General features: G+C 44.3%; 17 protein-coding genes and 1 pseudogene. 10 read left to right on the forward strand and 8 right to left on the reverse strand.

The genetic code is table 11. The annotated features are described in order from the left end of the window. Nucleotides 1-585: 585 nt before the first annotated feature. Entirely contained in the window at nt 586-1692 is a 1107-nt protein-coding gene (locus tag F6J99_RS24550; protein WP_293116178.1) for a peptidoglycan-binding protein, read from the forward strand. A 239-nt stretch (nt 1693-1931) separates the two neighbouring features. After that, on the forward strand, nt 1932-3248 hold the full coding sequence (locus tag F6J99_RS24555) for an N-acetylmuramoyl-L-alanine amidase (protein ID WP_293116180.1): 1317 nt from the start codon (nt 1932-1934) through the stop codon (nt 3246-3248). A 258-nt stretch (nt 3249-3506) separates the two neighbouring features. Here the strand turns inward: F6J99_RS24555 and F6J99_RS24560 are convergent, their stop codons facing one another. Then, nucleotides 3507-5117, reverse strand: coding sequence for a CPBP family glutamic-type intramembrane protease (locus tag F6J99_RS24560; protein WP_293116182.1), 1611 nt, complete (start codon nt 5115-5117; stop codon nt 3507-3509). A 230-nt stretch (nt 5118-5347) separates the two neighbouring features. Here F6J99_RS24560 and F6J99_RS24565 point away from each other — a divergent pair, with 230 nt between their 5' ends. The 3 genes from F6J99_RS24565 (at nt 5348) to F6J99_RS24575 (ending at nt 7605) form a co-directional block, all read left to right on the forward strand. After that, nucleotides 5348-6697, forward strand: a complete 1350-nt coding sequence (locus F6J99_RS24565; RefSeq protein ID WP_293116184.1) for a histidine phosphatase family protein — start codon at nt 5348-5350, stop codon at nt 6695-6697. A gap of 161 nt (nt 6698-6858) precedes the next feature. Next, nucleotides 6859-7155 carry an acylphosphatase gene (locus tag F6J99_RS24570; RefSeq protein WP_293116186.1) on the forward strand — a complete coding sequence of 99 codons (297 nt, stop codon included), beginning with the start codon at nt 6859-6861 and terminating at the stop codon, nt 7153-7155. 141 nt (nt 7156-7296) lie between these two features. Continuing rightward, nucleotides 7297-7605, forward strand: coding sequence for a hypothetical protein (locus F6J99_RS24575; RefSeq protein WP_293116188.1), 309 nt, complete (start codon nt 7297-7299; stop codon nt 7603-7605). Between the two features lie 37 nt (nt 7606-7642). Here the strand turns inward: F6J99_RS24575 and F6J99_RS24580 are convergent, their stop codons facing one another. Then, nucleotides 7643-8053: a J domain-containing protein gene (locus tag F6J99_RS24580; RefSeq protein ID WP_293116190.1), complete on the reverse strand. Its 411-nt coding sequence runs from the start codon at nt 8051-8053 to the stop codon at nt 7643-7645. Between the two features lie 628 nt (nt 8054-8681). Here F6J99_RS24580 and F6J99_RS24585 point away from each other — a divergent pair. Next, nucleotides 8682-9857 (forward strand): pyridoxal phosphate-dependent aminotransferase, encoded by a 1176-nt coding sequence (locus tag F6J99_RS24585; protein ID WP_293116192.1) that lies wholly within the window; start codon nt 8682-8684, stop codon nt 9855-9857. Nucleotides 9858-9968: 111 nt separating this feature from the next. On the opposite strand, the gene F6J99_RS24590 is transcribed toward F6J99_RS24585, so the two are convergent. Continuing rightward, nucleotides 9969-10421, reverse strand: coding sequence for a helix-turn-helix domain-containing protein (locus F6J99_RS24590; RefSeq protein ID WP_293116194.1), 453 nt, complete (start codon nt 10419-10421; stop codon nt 9969-9971). 273 nt (nt 10422-10694) lie between these two features. Further along, nucleotides 10695-11012, reverse strand: coding sequence for an NfeD family protein (locus F6J99_RS24595; protein ID WP_070395106.1), 318 nt, complete (start codon nt 11010-11012; stop codon nt 10695-10697). Nucleotides 11013-11604: 592 nt separating this feature from the next. Between F6J99_RS24595 and F6J99_RS24600 the strand changes: the two genes are divergently transcribed. Next, entirely contained in the window at nt 11605-11742 is a 138-nt protein-coding gene (locus tag F6J99_RS24600; protein ID WP_293116196.1) for a hypothetical protein, read from the forward strand. A 12-nt stretch (nt 11743-11754) separates the two neighbouring features. Further along, nucleotides 11755-13149: a sugar porter family MFS transporter gene (locus tag F6J99_RS24605; protein ID WP_293116198.1), complete on the forward strand. Its 1395-nt coding sequence runs from the start codon at nt 11755-11757 to the stop codon at nt 13147-13149. Between the two features lie 264 nt (nt 13150-13413). On the opposite strand, the gene F6J99_RS24610 is transcribed toward F6J99_RS24605, so the two are convergent. The 3 genes from F6J99_RS24610 to F6J99_RS24620 form a co-directional block, all read right to left on the reverse strand. Then, the gene (locus tag F6J99_RS24610) at nt 13414-15462 is read right to left on the reverse strand and encodes a M48 family metallopeptidase (protein ID WP_293116200.1); all 2049 of its coding nucleotides are present in this window, start codon (nt 15460-15462) and stop codon (nt 13414-13416) included. 164 nt (nt 15463-15626) lie between these two features. Then, nucleotides 15627-15773: a hypothetical protein gene (locus F6J99_RS24615; protein ID WP_293116202.1), complete on the reverse strand. Its 147-nt coding sequence runs from the start codon at nt 15771-15773 to the stop codon at nt 15627-15629. A 56-nt stretch (nt 15774-15829) separates the two neighbouring features. Further along, nucleotides 15830-15967, reverse strand: coding sequence for a hypothetical protein (locus F6J99_RS24620; RefSeq protein ID WP_293116204.1), 138 nt, complete (start codon nt 15965-15967; stop codon nt 15830-15832). Between the two features lie 833 nt (nt 15968-16800). Between F6J99_RS24620 and F6J99_RS24625 the strand changes: the two genes are divergently transcribed. Together F6J99_RS24625 and F6J99_RS24630 are read left to right on the forward strand one after the other, a co-directional pair. Next, nucleotides 16801-16974 (forward strand): hypothetical protein, encoded by a 174-nt coding sequence (locus F6J99_RS24625; protein ID WP_293116206.1) that lies wholly within the window; start codon nt 16801-16803, stop codon nt 16972-16974. Between the two features lie 241 nt (nt 16975-17215). Next, nucleotides 17216-18658, forward strand: coding sequence for a HAMP domain-containing sensor histidine kinase (locus tag F6J99_RS24630; protein ID WP_293116208.1), 1443 nt, complete (start codon nt 17216-17218; stop codon nt 18656-18658). A gap of 115 nt (nt 18659-18773) precedes the next feature. Here F6J99_RS24630 and F6J99_RS24635 read toward each other — a convergent pair. Beyond that, nucleotides 18774-18880: pseudogene (locus F6J99_RS24635) on the reverse strand (IS630 family transposase); the annotation flags it as partial.

Below are 18880 nucleotides of genomic sequence, written 5' to 3' on the forward strand. Positions count from 1 at the left end.
TAATTTCTTGCCCAATGACTTTCATAGGCCATCATATCGTTAGATTGAATTACGCAATGTGCATTCTCAAGACACATTTTTTACGTTACCTACTTATATCAAAGGGTCATCTCCAATACTGGCGTGCCTTACTATCTAATTATATACTATCGGAGCCAGTATCAGCATTTGAGATCAAAATTAGCTGACGGGGAATAAATTCCCTTCGGGCTCATCCCCATAACTATAAGTTAGGGGCTTTCGCCCTCAGAGCTTTCGGTAACCCAGTCATTAGCTGTTTCCTGTCGAACTAACCAAGGACATTAATATCCTCTTGACTCTAACTGTTATAACCGGAGGATTATGCCCAATTTTGTCAAGGATTTGCCCGTAATCCCAGGCTCTAGTATTGAATATGAATATATAGTGGAAGAGTCTTGAGTTTGGTAGGGCTAACAACAGCTAGCTTGAAACGTCCTAATCACTCCTCCTAGGCAGGAGTTTACTTTAAGTGACAAACATCAATTACTACTTACCAATTACCACTCACCAATCACGACTCACCAATCACGACTACTGCCACCATTTCATCTATGAGGGAAACTGATGGTCTTATCTTTGAAAATCGTACATGATACCTTCCTAAAACAGCAACCCGTACCCAGCCAGAAGATCGAAAATGAAGAGGATAAAGTTTGGGTCAAAAAAGGCAGGGAACTAGAGCTGCACAGCTGGGTAGACCTCAAAGAAGAGAAGTCTTACCTGCGGATTGCTTTGACCAAAGATGAATTTAATGGCAAGAATACCTGGTACGTCTACGAACCCCATGTGGAGGTTTGGGATGATGACAAGCAGTTGTTCCCTAAGAAAATATCCATCAAGGTCAGGAATGTTACCTCCTGCTCCACAGAAGTGGTTCGGGGGCTAGACAAGCAGATTATTGATGAAATGAACCGACTTATCCCGAATGTACTAATCAGCTTTGATGATTTAGATGTGCAACTAGGTCCTGCGGTCTGGGCTATGCTCCAACCCGCTGCCAAAAGAGCCCTCGAACGTGCTATTCAAGACCGGGGCGTTCCCATGGTAGTAAATTCAGCCTATCGCACCATTGCCCAGCAATTAATACTATATAACCACTACAGAAATAGCCGTTGCGGTATTCCTATTGCTGCCCGTCCGTCTCGCAGTAATCACCAAAGTGGTCTAGCCATTGATATTTCAGATTACCAAAGCTGGCGACCTTACCTCCAGAAGTACGGCTGGCGATGGCTTGGTTGGGGGGACCCAGTTCATTTCGACTACGTAGGCAGAGGTACCCGAGACATTCGCGCCCTAGCAGTGCGGGCATTCCAGCGAGTTTGGAACCGCTATAATATCAATGACCGGATTGCCGAAGATGGTTCCTACGGACCATCAACCGAGAGACGACTAAACAATAGTTTTTCAGAAGGGTTTTCGATCTCGGTACCCTCCAAGAAAGAATCTGAGAAGTCAATACAATTTCGGGTACTGCGCCTAAGCCAACCTTACATGAAGGGAGAAGACGTGCGTGCTATTCAACAAGCCTTGGCCAAAGCAGGCTATAGTCTGGATGTGGATGGTGTCTATGGACGAGGTAGCGAGGCAGTTGTAAAGCAGTTCCAAGAACAAAACGGTTTAGATGTAGATGGAATTGTCGGCCCAGCAACCCGTGCCAAAATGGGACTTTAATTGAGCACCATTGACCCTAACCGAATGGTAATGGTCAATGGTAAAATAATCTATCATTCATTAACAAGTTCCAGAGATATTCATCATTCCTAAATAATCATTGATTGTTTCATTGATTCTTTTTCCGTAACTGACAATTTAAATGCGAAATGCGTAAGCTATTAGCACGGCTTTTTAAAGCAATCTACCGAATTATTTTCCGACCAAAAAACGGTAAACCAAGGAGAAGAAACCAACCCATGGCACGTATTATAATTTCCGCTGGTCATGACCTCAAAGACCCGGGAGTAGTGGCTTTAGGCACAACAGAATCTCGGGAAATGATACTTACCCGTAACGAAATTGTTAAACAGCTTGAATTACGGGGAGTAGATTGTATTGTTGTTCCTGACTCTCTCAGTCTTCAAGACACGATTCGATGGATCAATGCCAATGCTGTACCTGGTGACGTAGCCTTGGAAATCCATGGCAATGCCTTTAACGGTTCCCTGCGAGGGGCTGAAGCCTTTTACATCCATGGTAACGATGAAAGGCAGCTCGATGCTCAACTCTTACTGAATGCCTTACTCCAAGAAATTCCTGAACTTCCCCGTCGTGGCGTTCAACCGGATATCCACTCTCCAAACCGGCGCGGCTTATCCTTTTGTCGTCAGGTAGCAGTCTCTTCGGTACTGATGCAGTTGTGTTTTATCGACAATCCTCAAGACCTAGAGTTACTGCAAAATCAGCGGGAAAAATTTGCCAAAGGGATTGCTCAAGGGTTAATTAAATGGAGCGGTCAGACTCCAAAAACTCCTGAGTTTCCTACTATCAATATCTTTATTAAAAAACAACAGAAGTATGATGAAAAAGGGATTTTAATTAATAGCAATGCCTTTATTCCCGTTGATTTAGTGGAAATGCTCGGGATTAGCCTAACTGATCGGAAAGATATTCGGCAAATCAGTTATGGAAATGTTGTCTATGTCAAAGCGGTAGACTTACAGGATTTTAATATAGCTGCATCCTGGGAAAATCAGACAAAAACTGTAATTTTAGATTCACTTCCCCGGACTTTACTGGAAGATGCTGACCAAATTATGGGGATGGGAAATACCACTGAAAGCCAATTGAAAAGCTTTCTTGAGAAAAACAATCAAGACGGTTTAAAACAATTTCCTGACTTACCCAGACTTTACATAGAAGAAGCGGAAAATGAGGGAGTGAACCATGATGTTGCCTTCTGTCAGATGTGTCTGGAAACCGATTATTTACGCTTTGGAGGTAAGGTCAAACCTGAGCAGAATAACTTCTGTGGATTGGGTACCGTTGATGCTAGTGCTGCTGGTGCTACGTTTCCTGATCCCAAAACAGGAGTTAAAGCTCACATTCAGCACCTGAAGGCATATGCCAGTACTGATATGATTAACGAGCCCCCGATAGTAGACCCTCGTTTCGACTATGTGCCCAGAGGTGTTGCTCCTTCAGTTTATGACTTAGGCAGACGTTGGAATCCAGATTTGGAGTACGGGAATCAGATTATGGTACTTATTAAACAGCTTTATGGTGTTTTTTGAAGTCTGAAGAATGTCACAGGTCAAGTCGCTTGACCTATGGTCACGCTGCTTAACGCGCTCCAATTCAAAATTAAAAATTATTAATTCAAAATGACAATCAGTGGGGGCTTGTACCCAGAATGAAAAAATTGCCCAATATAGGCCGTAGGCCACGCTGCGCGAACTGATTTTCTTTATTTTGAAGTTTGAATTTTGAATTTTGAATTCCCCAAAGGGGTCATACTTCACCCTTGATACTTCAAACGTTTAACTTAAATGTTAACTACTGCCTAAAACAAACAAACTCAGAAGCGTACCACTATTCCAGAGACTATGGAGCAGCATGGGAGCTAGGAGATTACGCGATCGCGTGTAAACGAATCCCAAGACAATTCCCAATGTGGCTAGGGGTAGGACTTCTGAGAGACTCAAATGAGCGATCGCAAAAATCAGACTACTTAATGCGATCGCTCCCCAAACTGGTAGATAACGAGTCAAAGAGGGCAACAAGAACCCTCGAAAGATTATCTCTTCAAACACTGGTGCTGCCACAGCTGCTGTCAGAAAAAATATCGTCAAAGCTATGGTGTCCTGTCCCTCCAAAGCTAGGGGCAACAGTGGGTTACTACCGCCATTTCCTTGCCATAACTGTTGGTTAATCAGAGATACCACAATCACCAAGGGCAGTGCTATCAAATAGCCACCGACTCCCCAGACAATCCAGTTGCTGCGCCACTTGAAACGAAACCAATCCTCTGGGAGGGGCAAAAAGGGCTTAATGGAAAGATACATCACTAACAAGCCCCCAAATGCCATGATTAGGTAAGTTAGCAACACATAGAAAGCACTCATCTGTACCGTAAAATTGGCTGGGTTAATTCCAACAATCCCCAGTGACAGACCAATTAAAACCGGTAACAGCAGTTGACCGATGGCGAAAAAACCAAAAATCAGCACTTGCCAAATAATTTCCCCATCCCAAGCTGTTTTCCATGGCAGATTATGATTGGTTGCTAGAAGGGATTGCTGACCTTGAAACAACAACTGACCAACCAAGCACACTAAGATTACTAAACCCAATAGGGTGTTAAATCCTGGGATGACAGCGATAACGAATAATTTGACAATGGCTTGTTCAGCGGTTTCTTGTTCTTGGGTTTGGAGTAACAATAGGTCACTTTGGCGCTGCTGCACTTGATACAGCTGACTCAACGCCCGATAGCGGAACCAATTATCTAAATTTTGTTCAATTTTTTCCTCAGCATCTGGTAGTACCAGGGGTGGCTCACTCCATAGACCCATTAATACCCCAGCAGTTTCTAATGAGCCATTAGAGTATGTCTGTTTATCCCAGGTTTCAATAGCAGCATCGGTTTTTCCTTGTTGAGCTTGGAGAATGCCAATACGCAAATCCAGCCGAGCAATCAGCTGTTCGATGTCAGACAATGACTCTTGCAATTGCTGTTGCTCCGAGGGATAGGCGTTTTGGGTCAGGGGAATAGCTGGTGATTGTGATTGCCCCCTATCGTTCGGTGTGGTTACCTTCCCTATGGAAAATTTTTCGAGTTTGGTCAGGACCTTTGACTGATTGGTCTGAGCCAATTGACGGGCTGTTTCATACTGTTTTTGAGCAGATTGAAACGGCTCAGCACCAATCAAAGCATTACGAACCACAGTCCAATCTATCTTAGACTCCTGATTAAGCTGCTCAGATGTATCAGAATCAGGGTTTGTGTTCTGCCACTGCCAGCCATGAAGTACTAGATTGGTTTGGCGAAGTTCCAGATTAGTTTGAATCTGGGGCTGACCCCAGCTTTCTACCAGAGAAAGGCCAATTCTAGCGATCGCAAAAATCGTCAGTACAATCAAAAAGAACCGTTTTATAGTCATCAAACCCCCCAACACACAAGCATTTTGCTCATTAGTTACTAGTTATTTATTGGTGGTCAATAGACAAGTAACCAATAACTAGTCACCAACAGTACACTGCCAGTTTAGGGATGATCTAGCTAGGTTACAATTACCTTGATGATTCGGAATCATCTCAGTAGACCCAGTATACATTTGTCACCCTAGCTGACCCGGCTGAACCACATACCTGCTCATGGAGGAATAAGAGATTGGCTACCCGCGTCGTTATTGTCCGTCACGGTCAAAGTACTTACAACATTCAGCAGATCATTCAAGGACGCAGTGATCAGTCAGTCTTGACCGACAAAGGTCGTGCTGATGCCCAAAAAGTTGGTACTGCCCTCAGTAGCCTCAGCTTTGATGCTATCTACTGCTCCCCTTTACAACGGGCAAAGCAAACCGCAGAGATTATCCTATCCTATTTGCCAGACGCTCCCCAGTTACAGCCATCAGATCAGCTGATGGAAATCGATTTACCCCTTTGGCAAAATCTGCACAAGAATGAAGTTAAGGAAAAGTTCCCAGAAGACTACCAGCGCTGGAAAGAACGCCCCCATGAATTTTCCATGGTCATTCCCACAGCGGTCGGGTCTAAAGAACACTTTCCCGTGCTTGAACTATATAAACAAGCAGAGCAGTTTTGGCAAGAGGTTATCCCCCTCTATCAAGGAGGTACGATTTTAATCGTAGCCCATAATGGTATCAATCGCTGCTTAATTAGCAGTGCCATTGGGGTAACTCCTCCTCGTTACCATAGTATCAGGCAATCCAATTGTGGCATCAATGTACTAAATTTCACAGGTGGTTGGGGAGAAACCGTACAATTGGAATCCCTTAATCAAACCTCCCACTTGGGAGAAACCTTGCCAAGAAGGGGAGATATTGACCAAGGGTTGCGTCTGTTGTTGGTGCGCCATGGTGAAACCGATTGGAATCGTGCGTCTCGCTTTCAGGGACAGATTGATGTACCTTTAAATGACAATGGTCGTAAACAAGGACAGCAGGCGGCTGAGTTTCTAAAAGATATCCCCATTGATTTGGCTGTCAGTAGCCCCATGCTGCGTCCTAAGGAAACTGCTGAAATTATTCTCCAGTCTCACCCCAATGTCAATTTGCAACTTGATGATGGACTCCGGGAAATCAGTCATGGCTTATGGGAGGGCAAATTAGAGTCAGAGATTACCCAAGAGTATGGTGAATTGCTCAATCAGTGGAAAGTTGCCCCAGAAACCGTACAAATGCCAGAAGGAGAGAACCTACAGGATGTTTTGGAAAGGGCAATGCCATCCTGGAATGGGATAGTTCAATCGGCTACGGCATCTGGTTCTGGATTTATGACTGGCTTAGTGGTGGCTCATGATGCTATCAATAAAGTAGTACTTTGTGACATTCTTGGCTTGAGTCCAGCATTAATTTGGAATATCAAGCAGGGAAATGGGGCTGTCAGCGTAATTGATTATCCCCAAGGCTTAGACAAAGCCCCAGTATTGCAAGCGATGAATATCACCACACACCTATCTGGAGGTGTATTGGATAAAACAGCGGCTGGTGCGCTGTAGCTCAACAATACGATAAAGTTCCATGGTTTGGGGTAACTATGTTGAAGGTTGGTTGAAGGTTGACCCTAAGCAAAGCGTGTTACACTCAACCTCCCCGACAAAGGATGCTTAGGGCGAACAACCTTCAACATTAATTGGTGTAGTCAACAGCAAACTTCTCAATGCCAAACTCATCAACACCACACAAGCAAATCCGCAGCCATGTTTTCATTTCCGGAAGAGTTCAAGGAGTTGGTTATCGCTACGCCACAATGCTTCAAGCTAAGCATCTAGGGGTCAACGGCTGGGTCAGAAATCTTCTTGATAAGCGTGTGGAAGCAGTGTTTGAAGGGAACACCGCAGCAGTAGAAGCTATGGTTCGTTGGTGTCATAGCGGACCGTTAAATGCTGTGGTTGACAATGTGGTGGTTAAGAATGAGACACCGGAAGGTTTGCAGGGATTTGAAATTACGCACTAATCGGTATAGTTAAGCTTGGTTGTCAATGGGTTCGCTTAGCGTGACCGTAGGTCAATCCCATTGATAACTAAAAATTAACATCTAGTAGATTCTACACTAGTAGATTCTACACTAGTAGATGTCAGGATTATGGAATTTCCTATGTCTACAGAAGATGCTCCCATCAATAGTGCTGTCTTAGTCACCATCATTGGTGAATCAGTAATTCGAGAAAGCCTGGTGAAGCTAATCAAAAGCCACGGGGCTACTGGTTATACTGTTAGTGATGTACGGGGAGAGGGGGGTCATGGCAGACGTCTAGGAGATATTCCGGGCTACAACACCAATGTTGAAATTAAGACGATCGTATCCCGGGAAGTGTCTGATGCAATTCTGCGTGGTATAGCCGAATACCGGAATCGTCACGCCTTAATTGCCTACCGACAGAATATAGAAACCTTAAGCAATTAAAGCAGCGATCCAGTTATCACAAGTAATCACCAGTAAGTTAATCTAACCAATCATCAATTTTCTGGCTAGTATAGACACGTCTAGACTTTGGATTTTCCTGACTCTTACTGCCAGTTTTACTTTCACTAGCTTCGGTAGTTACAGGATTAACTTCCTGTTTATATAAGTCTGAGTTAGGATATTGGTTCTTTAATGGTGATTGCTTCTGGGGTTTAGGCTTGGGGTGTCTATTTTGCCAACCGAGAGTTCTTTGTAAAGAGCGCAATTGGGCATGAGCTTCATTGATTTGTTGCAGCTTGGAGTGAGCTTTCTGTTGTAGCCGGGGATGACCAGGAAAACGGTCAGGATGCCATACCCAGGTCAAATCGAGGTAGCCCTGGTGAATCTCCTCCTGTGACGCTCCAGGCTCCAGCTCCAGGATTCTGTAGTATTTCTCTACCTCTAACATTTACAATATCCTCTTCCGACAGTGACAGGAAAATCAATTAGTAGACACAAAGAAGCCCAAACAAACTTGTCGGGGCAAATGTAAGCATATGCGCTACGCGCACGCGTGCGCGTTCAGCATTCAGCTATCAGCTATCAGCTATTAGCTGACAGCTGAATGCTACTTACTTAGTCCAGCCTAAACACATCTTATTTTTTATTTTGAAATGCTTACTCGATATAAGAGTTATTCCATAAGTAATTTTGCTTAGGAATTTTGCTATCTTGGCTGAGTAAGGCTTCTATAATTTAGATGCGTTTGCCCTGCTACTTAGTCAAGTAGACAATCAATCTAAGTCTGAATTAATTGCAAGTAAATTGCAGCAAAAAAACACATCAATTTAAGAAATATATAGTTTCTAGTCTTTAGTTAACTTAAGTTAATAGTTTGACAGCAAACCCCCACAGCATTGATTAGCCCTGATTAGGTAACAAAGGGACAAGGCTGAAAAATAAAATAAATGTTAAAACAAATCTAAAATAAATCTAAAATAAATCTAAAATAAATTCTTAATGGCTAGCTATTATGAGATAATAATAAGATTGTCAAGGCAATCGGATTAACAATTCCTCAGTTATTATTTTTGAGCATGAAGCTGGCATCAAGAGTTGGTCAAGTTACCCCTTCCTTAACTTTAGCCATTGCTGCTAAAGCCAAAGCCATGAAGGCAGATGGGATTGATGTTTGTAGTTTTAGCGCCGGAGAACCGGATTTTGACACTCCCGCTCATATTAAAGCAGCCAGTAAGCAAGCCCTGGATGAAGGAAAGACTAAGTATGGTCCAGCCGCTGGGGAACCGAAGCTAAGAGTTGCGATCGCAAATAAACTGCGCCATGAGAATAACCTGGATTACGATACACAGAACGTGATTGTCACCAACGGTGGTAAGCAATCCCTATTCAACTTGATGCTGGCTCTGATTGAAGTGGGAGATGAGGTGATTATTCCTGCTCCCTACTGGCTTTCCTATCCAGAAATGGTGAAGCTGGCTGGGGGCAAACCTGTGATTGTTCCTACAGATGCCACTCTTGGGTACAAAATTACACCGGCTCAGCTCCGTTCATCCATTACACCCCAAACTAAATTATTTATTCTCAACTCTCCGTCTAATCCCACCGGTATGGTTTATACTCCCGCAGAACTAAAAGCCTTGGCGGAGGTAGTTGTAGAGCAAGATATTCTGGTGGTTTCTGACGAAATTTACGAGAAAATTCGCTACGATGGGGCTCAACACCTTAGTATTGGGGCAGTAGGCTCAGAAATATTCAAGCGCACTATCATTAGTAATGGGTTTGCTAAAGCCTTTGCCATGACCGGCTGGCGTATCGGTTATATCGCCGGTCCACTAGAGCTAATTAAAGCAATGACCACAATTCAAAGTCATAGCACCTCCAATGTTTGTACCTTTGCTCAGTATGGTGCGATCGCAGCTTTGGAAGGTTCCCTTGACTGTGTAGAAAAAATGCGCCAAGCCTTTGCCCAACGGCGACAGGTGATGTTAGATCGCCTCACGGCCATGGCTGGACTGACTTGTGTGAAGCCAGACGCTGCTTTCTACTTATTCCCTAACATTAGTCAAACGGGTTTAACCTCTTTGGAATTTTGCGATCGCTTACTCAGTTCCCAGCAAGTTGCTGCAATTCCTGGTATTGCCTTTGGTGCTGATGATTGTATCCGTCTGTCCTATGCTACGGATATGGCTTCCATTGAGAAGGGGATGGATCGATTGGAAAAGTTTTTGCATCAAGTCAATGGCCACGGATAAAATCCCGAGGCTTTCCATAGTTCTGTGATCACAATTTTGTGATCAGTTGTTGCCATCCTCGACAAACTTTTGATATCTCTGTTCTGCTGTCGATAACTAGCAACTTTTGCTTCAACCACGAGCAGGAAAACTACCACCAATGAACTGAACATCACTAAAGGTTTCAATCCACAGACGAGCGCCACAAGGCAGTGGAGTGTCTGGCTGATATACAATCCGACACGGACCGAGGATTTCTACCTGGTTGCCGTATACATTGTTGCCACTTCGTTTTACTGAAATCACTGGCTTGCGCTCTTGAGGGCTTTTGTTGATATTCGAGCCAATGTGATTACGGTTGACATTAATCTTGGCTAGAGCCGGAGTACGACTGGTACGCCATTTTCCTTTTGGTCCTCTAGTGCCTTTAATGATTTGAGGCATATTGTTGAACAGGGGAATAATCCAGAATTTCCCGCTTTTATAGGCACCCCGGACCCGACCCTTCTCAAGGAGTTGGCGCAATCGGCGAGGAGAAATACCTAAAAGAGATGCCGCTTCAGTAGTACAAACGCACTTGTTCATAGCTGTTTCTATAAACTATACCGATAAAACTATTATAAAGCAAAAGTAACCTTAGTGTCAAACTTCAAGTAAACTCACCTATAAGTAGTGGTTAAGTAATGGTGATTATTAATAACTAACTTTAACGGTAGAGTTTTTCCTAAGTCGCTCAGAAAGCGTGATCTTAGTGGCAAAGTTCAAGTAAACCTAGAAGCCCAATACTGTCAACCCTAGGTTCAGTATTGGGCTTCTGAAGTTAATTAGTTTGGTTCACTGTAAAAATACTGTAAACACTTAAGTCACACGTTGAGTCCAACTCAACAAACGTGAGACAATCCCTCTGGCTAGGTTTTGGCTCGACTCTTGGGAGTCAGGAAAAATATAACCAACTGGTACCACAATCAGGGTAATGCCCCGCCGACCAACAACTGTAACTGGGTCTTCAGGTTCAAGGGTGACTTGAAAATCGGAGCATACTTCTGCTGGCCAGTAAGTTGCTTTATACTTGACTCGTCCTGGCTTATGAGGGGTAATTGTCTTTTCTACCTTGCCACTGCCAGGCTCTGAGAATAGGTTCATCTCTTCCATGGTGGTGTTTTTAGTTGATTCCATTTGCTGCCTGCTCCCTGAGCTTTACCTTACCTTTAAACTGTACTTTCCTTTTTTAAAGCTTCGTGAGGTATCCCATGCCACTATTTAAACCTGTACACAATCCCGTGGTAGTTAAGGTCTTAGCAAGATTCGGCTTTAATCCTCGCTCTGTCTACTATTGAACCCTGCTATGCCATTGGTGATAGGTCGTTCTTTCCATAGACAGTTGCTTAACTGGCAACTTTTCCACCTAAAGAATTAGAGCAAAAAGCTTCCAGGTATGGATGATACCGAGTTGCATTCAAAGAGATTTTATATTGTTGGATAGGGAGATGGGGAGATGGGGAGATGGGGAGATGGGGAGATGGGGAGATGGGCGGAAGTGGCGTAGGGTGTGTTAGGGGGGCATCATTTTCCGCTCAAGCGCCAGGGTTTAGACAGCCCGCCCCGTAACGCACCACCAAGTCAAACAACTTTTAGTAAAAAAGTGGCGTAGGGTGTGTTAGGGGGGCATCATTTTCCGCTCAAGCGCCAGGGTTTAGACAGCCCGCCCCGTAACGCACCACCAAGTCAAACAACTTTTAGGAGATGCACCCGATAGGGAGATGGGGAGATGGGGAGATGGGCGGAAGAGAAAGTTGTACCTTTGACCGCAACTTGGTATGAATATAGAAAATTCAAAAGCGATGCAGCGCTACTCCCTACTCCCTACTCCCTACTCCCTACCGGCTTAAGTCCCTCACCCCATTGAGAACTGCTATCAATGATAAATGACCAACAACAATACCATATATCTTTTGTAGTCCTGATTTCCGCAGTGGCTGCGATTGGTGGTTTTTTATTCGGTTTCGACAGTGCAGTGATCAATGGCACCATTACAGCACTGCAAAAAGCCTTTCACTCCACTAGCGTCGGGACGGGATTTTCAGTATCTTCGATGCTGCTAGGTTCTGCAGTTGGGGCGTTTTACGCTGGACAGATGGCGGATTGGTATGGCCGTAGAAAGGTGATGCTGATGACTGCTGCTTTATTTACAATCAGTGCCATTGGCTCTGGTATAGCAATCGGTATCTGGGATTTTGTAGTCTATCGACTGGTGGGTGGCATTGCTGTGGGTGCCGCTAGTGTAATTAGTCCAGCTTACATCGCAGAGGTTTCTCCAGCTCACCTACGGGGAAGGTTAGGTTCTCTGCAGCAATTGGCCATTGTTATTGGTATTTTTATTGCTTTTGTCAGCAATTACTTGATTGGTATGGTTACCGGTTCAGCAGAAGCACCACTTTGGTTTTCTATACCGGCTTGGCGCTGGATGTTCTGGATGGAGGTGATTCCAGCAATTGTTTATGGGGTCGGGGCTTGGTTGATTCCTGAATCTCCCCGCTTTCTGGTATCTATTGGCCGCTTGAGAAAAGCTGCTGCTGTTTTCGCCAAGATTGAGAGTGGTGATGTCCAAGCCAAAGTATTGGAAATTCAGCAAACAGTTCTCAAGGAGCGCAAGCCTAAACTATCTGATCTGATTGGTAAAAATGGTATGCTGCTTCCCATTGTCTGGGTGGGCATGGGATTATCTCTATTTCAACAGTTTGTGGGAATTAATGTAGTATTCTACTATGGTAATGTGTTATGGCAAGAGGTAGGGTTTTCAGAAGGGGATTCCCTGCTAATTAATGTTATTACTGGCGCTATTAATCTTCTTACTACCCTTTTAGCGATCGCATACATCGACAAGTTTGGACGCAAACCCCTTCTGCTGATCGGGTCTATTGGGATGACCTTGACCTTGGGGATAATGGCATTTATTTTCACTTTCGCCCACTTGGATAGCGCTGGTGAATTGATTCTGACTCACTTTCAAGGGATTGTCGCCCTCTTCGCCGCTAACCTCTATGTGTTCTGCTTTGGCTTTTCCTGGGGACCAGTGGTCTGGGTGATGCTAGGGGAAATGTTCAACAACCAGATTCGAGGGTCTGCTCTGTCTGTTGGTGCTTCAACTCAATGGCTGGCCAATTTTTTCATTACCATCACCTTCCCCATTCTCCTGACTAGATTTGGTTTAGGTACTGCTTATGGTCTTTATGCCATTGCTGCTGCTATCTCCTTTTTCTTAGTTGTTTTCGCAGTTCGGGAAACCAAAGGTAAGGAACTTGAAGCAATGTGATCTTAAGTATTCAGCTATCAGCTATCAGCTATCAGTTATCAGCTATCAGCTATCAGCTATCAGCTATCAGCTATCAGCTATCAGTTATCAGCTATCAGCTATCAGTTCTCAGCTATCAGGGGCTTGTGGCCACCCTACTTGAGGTAATTTTGAATAAAATAAGCTGTTCACTTAGCTTGAGCCTTGGCCTATCGCCACGGTACAGGAATGGCTGACTGCTGACTGCTGACTGCTGTTCGCCCAGGGTGAGCATAGCCCATATGCTTACTGCTGCTGTAGTTGCTCCTGGTCATCTTGTTGTTTTAACTCCTGTTCTTGCTGCTGTGGTTGCTTCTGGTCATCTTGTTGTTTTAACTCCTGTTCTTGCTGCTGTGTTTGCTGCTGCTCATCTTGTTGTTTTACCTCCTGTTTTCCCTCTTCTTCTTCCTTCTGTTTTTCCTCATATTCTTTCAGGAGTTGAGCAACTCGCTTCTGAATCTCTAGGTGCTTTTCTACACCTTCATAGGTATAACGGTTGTAACCATTATTGTCGATTATAGCTTCTAAATTATTAATCCGTTCTTTAGTCTCTGGGTGAGTTGAAAGCCAAGGAAATAATGGTTTTGGTCCACCTTGATCATGCAGTGTAATCATCAAATTGCGCAATCCATCTGCTGCATAGCCACTAGCCGCAAGAATTTTAGTTCCTAAATCATCAGCCTGACGTTCCATATTCCGGCTGTAGTTAAGTACAATTAAATTAGCAGCAGTGCCACCATAGGGGATAAATTGGGCAATGTTAGCAGTCAAGTTACCTTGAGTGACTAACTGGAAACCGTGGGATAACACAGCATGGGATAGTTCGTGAGCCAGTAAACCAGCTAATTCCGCTTCGGACTTGGTTTTTAGGATAGCGCCAGCGTTGATAAATATTTTACCTCCCGGTAAAGCGAAAGCATTGAGTTGGTCATCCATAACTACATAAAACTCGTAGTTAAACTCATCGCGACCTGTTACCTTGGTAAGTTCATTTCCCATTTCCCGCACATACTCCAGCACTTCTTCGTCTTCTAGCATCGGTAATTGCTTTTGTGCTTGCTTAGCAATTCTTTTCCCAATGCCTGATTCTCCCTGAAGCATTAATACAGTTGACTCTATTGCCGACAGGGGACCAAAGAGATTACCAGTAAAAACATAACCTAATGTTCCAGTGATCACATTCATTATTGTATTACCGGTAATTTCATTCCGGAGATGGGAAATGTGGCGGTCTAGATGCTGATCAGCCAGCTGAAGAAACTCTTCCGATTGAGGATGCTCAGTATTAAACAGGGCAAATTCACGAGCTACCAGAGATGCTTCAAACCAATTTTTTGAGTCTGCTAGCATTGCCATAGTTACCTTGATTAATTCCGGCTCATTGGGATATAGATTTTTAGCTTGCGTTAAAACTACTAAGGCTTCATCAAGGCGCTCATAATCTTTTAGAGCTTGAGCGTAGCGTATATGACCGGGAATAAATTCTGGTTGCTGCTCTACTAAAAACTTGAGGGGAATTAGAATTTTACTTTCTAAATTCTTTTCTAACCCTGACTCATAGTTACGCCAGTACACTCCACCAGCGGGAGAGAGTTGAGTGGTTTCGTAAATTGGCTCCGGTAGTTTTTGAACTGGTTCTAGATTATCAAAAGGATTCTTTGCTTCACGATATAGTTGTTCAGCACCAATTATATCTCCACTTAGATAAAGTCTATCGGCTTCAATAAGTTTTTGCTGTTTTGCCAGTTCTTCTGGGCTAAGTTCTTCAGCTTCTGCTTCCAGGTCTTTTTCTTCAGCGTCAACAGCCGTTGTGGTTTCTTCTTTCTCTACCTCTGTCTCCGCAGTTTCTGTATCCGCAGTTTCTGTATCCGCAGTTTCTGTATCTTTGGTATCTGAGTCTATTGTAGGTACAGTTGTCGTAGAAGTGTCTGTTTCTGGAAGCTCCCTATCTACTAAGGTATCTTGCTGCTTAGTGTCTTCAGTGGAATTATCCGGTAATGGCACTTCTATATCTATAGGATTTCTAGGTATAGGTATACCAGTATCGGAAGTTTCCGTAGGGGCATCGGTAGTCGATGCTTCAGTTTCAGATATATCCCCCGACCTAGGAACTTCAGTATTATCTGACATGTCAGAAACCTCAGTAGCCCCTAAATGTGAGACAGTTAGAGGTTCACTTCTGTGTTGGATCGGTTCCGGTTCCCCGATTTTGGGAGACTCAGCTAAGGCAGTTGAGGCTTCACCCGCCATTATGATTCCTGACAAAATTAGCAGTAAATTTCCAAAACGTTTCATAATTAAATTGTCGGTAATAAATAGAACGGGATATAGATAGAACTAGAAATATGACGGGTGCATCTCATGTTTGCTGTTTGACACTAGATTTTAGGGAACAGGGAACAGCGGATCTGGGAACAGGGAAGAGATAAGACGGAATAGCGATGCACCCGAGGTGCATCTCATTTTTGCTGTTTGACACGGTGGTGCGTTACGGGGCGGGCTATCCAAAGCCTGGCTACGAGGCGGAAAGCGATGCAGCGCGGTCTTGGGAAGGCAGCGCGGTCTTGGGGGTCTCCCCCATGAGCGACTGCCGTGGTTTCCCCCATGAGCGACTGCATCAAGACAATGATGCCCCCCTAACGCACCCTACCCAACTTTTTTACTATTTGACGCGGTGGTGCGTTACGGGGCGGGCTATCCAAAGCCTGGCTACGAGGCGGAAAGCGATGCAGCGCGGTCTTGGGAAGGCAGCGCGGTCTTGGGGGTCTCCCCCATGAGCGACTGCCGTGGTTTCCCCCATGAGCGACTGCATCAAGACAATGAGGCCCCCCTAACACACCCTACCCAACTTTTTTACTATTTGACGCGGTGGTGCGTTACGGGACGGAGTGTCCCAACTCTTGCTATGGCTTGCGTCTTGGCGAGCCCGTCCCTAACACACCCTACCCAACTTTTTTACTATTTGACGCGGTGGTGCGTTACGGGACGGAGTGTCCCAACTCTTGCTATGGCTTGCGTCTTGGCGAGCCCGTCCCTAACACACCCTACGCCAAAATATCTCAACCTTAGCGGTGGTGCGTTACGGGACGGAGTGTCCCAACACGTGCTATGGCTTGCGTCTTGGCGAGCCCGTCCCTAACACACCCTACGCCTATATACTCAACCTTAGATCAGGTGATGGCGTCAGGTCATGAGCGGGTGATTGGTAAGCCTCTCACCACTTGTTATTGTTCACAAAGAAATTCCCATTGGAAGATGGTAGATAGTATAAATATACGTTATTTTACCGATTACGGATACTCATAATTGGGCTATGTTAATCAAATGAAATAAATCCCGATAGGGAGTTAAATAAATCCAGTTCAACACGGTGGCTTTTTACTCAGCTGGGCGACACTTACTTTTACTAACCTTAGACTCGTCTACCCAATCATATTTTATGGGTGCATCTCAGTTTTTAAAATTTTCCGTAGGGTGCGTTAGGGGGGCCTTAATTTTTCTCCTCGTAGTCAGGGTTTGGACAGGCCGCCCCGTAACGCACCACCATGTCAAACAGTAAAAATGAGATGCACCCTATTTTATTCACTTGTTTTGGTAGTGTTATTGTAAGCATTCAGCATAATGCCGTCAGCCTTGGCCACGCTACCCGAATGGCCACGCTGTCTTGATGCAGTCGCTCATGGGGGAAACCCCCAAGACCGCGCTGCATCGCTACTTGAGGTGCTGTCAGCTAACGTAACTCAGCATTATTCCAATGCTTACCTGTTTTATTCAAAAGCTGAACGCGCACGCGTGCGCATTAGCTGATAGCTGATAGCTGATAGCTGAATACTCAAGTGTTATCGGTAGTGTTTATAGTCCAGTAGTTATGGCTGGATAGTAATAATAGTTACCAATTCCCAATTCCCAATTACCCCAGGTAGACAATCCCCATGCTCCCAAACAAACTATTAGTTATATAATTCTAACTCCTCTATCAGTAATTTCTCAGGTTGTTCTGTCAAAGTGATAATTAGTAATATTAATATAAATAATCCTACAAAGACTGATGAAGTTCCCCAGCCGTTTGCTGGAAAAATTCTTGAATAACTACTACCATTATCTTGATTTACGTTCCCTACGGGTAAGACTAACCTTAGGAATTGCCGCTGTTTCAGCCTTAGGTATGGGGAGTTTGGCAATTTGGACCAGCTGGAAAATGCAGGATATTCTGGTTTCCACTCACAAACAGAGTATTAGTTATATTGCAGAGCGCTTCCCCCAGGATGTGGAAATCTATAGCGATATGGTTACCATGGAAACTGGAATGCAAAAAGCAATTGATAAACTCAGCAATAGTAACACCCTACTCTGGGTAAAGCATCCCAAAGATGGTATTGTTGCTCAATCTGAAGCGCTAGAGGTCATTGAAACTCTGACATCACCAAAGTATTTGCCACAGATACCGCCCATGCCGGAAGTCTTGGAAGTAAATGGCAGCTACTGGGTGGTTTGCGGCACTAGTTTGGAAGTTAAGCAATCCAATCTTGGTAAGTTTTACATTGCCCAAGACATTACTAGTGATCAAAAGATGTTTTTGCAGCTGATCCGGAGTCTGGGGATTGCTACAGCATTGGCTATTGGAGGAATGTGTATTGCGATCGCATTCTATATTAAGCGATCGCTCCAACCACTACAGATGATGAGTCAGCTAACTGAGAGTATTTCTGCGGATGATTTGGGAGATGTGCAAATACAGCTCGATAATGCTCCCACAGAAGTTAGAGAATTGGCACAAACCTTTGACGAAATGCTCGTGCGTCTGAATGATGCCTTAGAAAATCAACGGCAATTTGTTAGTAATGTATCCCATGAATTGCGCACTCCTTTAACCTTAGTCTCTGGCTATGTCCAAAGTACCTTACGTCGCGGTGCTAATTTGACTCCACCTCAGCGCGAAGCTCTAGAAATTGCTTCATCAGAAGCTGACCGCACTGTGCAAATGTTACAAGATTTACTGGATTTGGCACGAGCAGATAGTGGTCATATACACTTCAATCTAGAATCCTTTCTCCTAGATGACTTGGTCCAAGAGGTGGCTGAGATGGCAAGACAATATACTAAGCGAGTTATTAAGGTTGAGAGTAATAAACCTGGGATTTGGGTCAAAGCTGATATCAATCGCCTCAAACAAGTCTTACTGAATTTGATTGATAATGCTGTAAAATACTCTAGTGTCGATAAACCAGTCACGGTTAAGTTATCTCAGGTGGATGGCCGTGGCAGAATTGAAGTCTGTGATCGTGGTATTGGTATACCGTTAAAACAACAAGCCCGTATTTTCGACCGCTTCTATCGGGTCGATGAAACTAGAACTCGTTCTACTGGTGGCGCGGGTTTGGGACTATCCATTGTCAGGACTTTGGTCGAGGGGATGGGGGGGAATGTGAAAGTGCGATCGCAGTTAAACCAAGGCAGTATATTTACGGTTTGCTTACCGTTAAAGTGCTAAGGAATATTGCCGGGGATCGGGATTTTGGTATAGCTATTTTATAACCGGTAGGGTTTTCCAGGAGATGTTGCTATTTTACTATGGCAAGAGACAAGTATAGCAACCGCCACAGCGGTTAGGACGCTATACCCAAGACATACTCCATCGCATCCCGTAGACAATCAAACTGCTTAAGTTGTTTACGAATACGACTTTTGAGCCAAGACCAGCATCGCTCAATCT

This window comes from Moorena sp. SIO4G3, assembly GCF_010692305.1.
Taxonomy (GTDB): domain Bacteria; phylum Cyanobacteriota; class Cyanobacteriia; order Cyanobacteriales; family Coleofasciculaceae; genus Moorena; species Moorena producens_A.

Bases quoted from the DNA above. Each gene is read 5' to 3' on its own strand.
- F6J99_RS24615 (WP_293116202.1), bottom strand. From the start codon at position 15,773: ATGGGGGAAACCACGGCAGTCGCTCATGGGGGAGACCCCCAAGACCGC.
- F6J99_RS24575 (WP_293116188.1), top strand. From the start codon at position 7,297: ATGTCTACAGAAGATGCTCCCATCAATAGTGCTGTCTTAGTCACCATC.
- F6J99_RS24590 (WP_293116194.1), bottom strand. From the start codon at position 10,421: ATGAACAAGTGCGTTTGTACTACTGAAGCGGCATCTCTTTTAGGTATT.
- F6J99_RS24630 (WP_293116208.1), top strand. From the start codon at position 17,216: ATGAAGTTCCCCAGCCGTTTGCTGGAAAAATTCTTGAATAACTACTAC.
- F6J99_RS24550 (WP_293116178.1), top strand. From the start codon at position 586: ATGGTCTTATCTTTGAAAATCGTACATGATACCTTCCTAAAACAGCAA.
- F6J99_RS24605 (WP_293116198.1), top strand. From the start codon at position 11,755: ATGATAAATGACCAACAACAATACCATATATCTTTTGTAGTCCTGATT.
- F6J99_RS24570 (WP_293116186.1), top strand. From the start codon at position 6,859: ATGCCAAACTCATCAACACCACACAAGCAAATCCGCAGCCATGTTTTC.
- F6J99_RS24610 (WP_293116200.1), bottom strand. From the start codon at position 15,462: ATGAAACGTTTTGGAAATTTACTGCTAATTTTGTCAGGAATCATAATG.
- F6J99_RS24595 (WP_070395106.1), bottom strand. From the start codon at position 11,012: ATGGAATCAACTAAAAACACCACCATGGAAGAGATGAACCTATTCTCA.
- F6J99_RS24555 (WP_293116180.1), top strand. From the start codon at position 1,932: ATGGCACGTATTATAATTTCCGCTGGTCATGACCTCAAAGACCCGGGA.
- F6J99_RS24620 (WP_293116204.1), bottom strand. From the start codon at position 15,967: ATGGGGGAAACCACGGCAGTCGCTCATGGGGGAGACCCCCAAGACCGC.
- F6J99_RS24585 (WP_293116192.1), top strand. From the start codon at position 8,682: ATGAAGCTGGCATCAAGAGTTGGTCAAGTTACCCCTTCCTTAACTTTA.
- F6J99_RS24600 (WP_293116196.1), top strand. From the start codon at position 11,605: ATGGGGAGATGGGCGGAAGAGAAAGTTGTACCTTTGACCGCAACTTGG.
- F6J99_RS24560 (WP_293116182.1), bottom strand. From the start codon at position 5,117: ATGACTATAAAACGGTTCTTTTTGATTGTACTGACGATTTTTGCGATC.
- F6J99_RS24580 (WP_293116190.1), bottom strand. From the start codon at position 8,053: ATGTTAGAGGTAGAGAAATACTACAGAATCCTGGAGCTGGAGCCTGGA.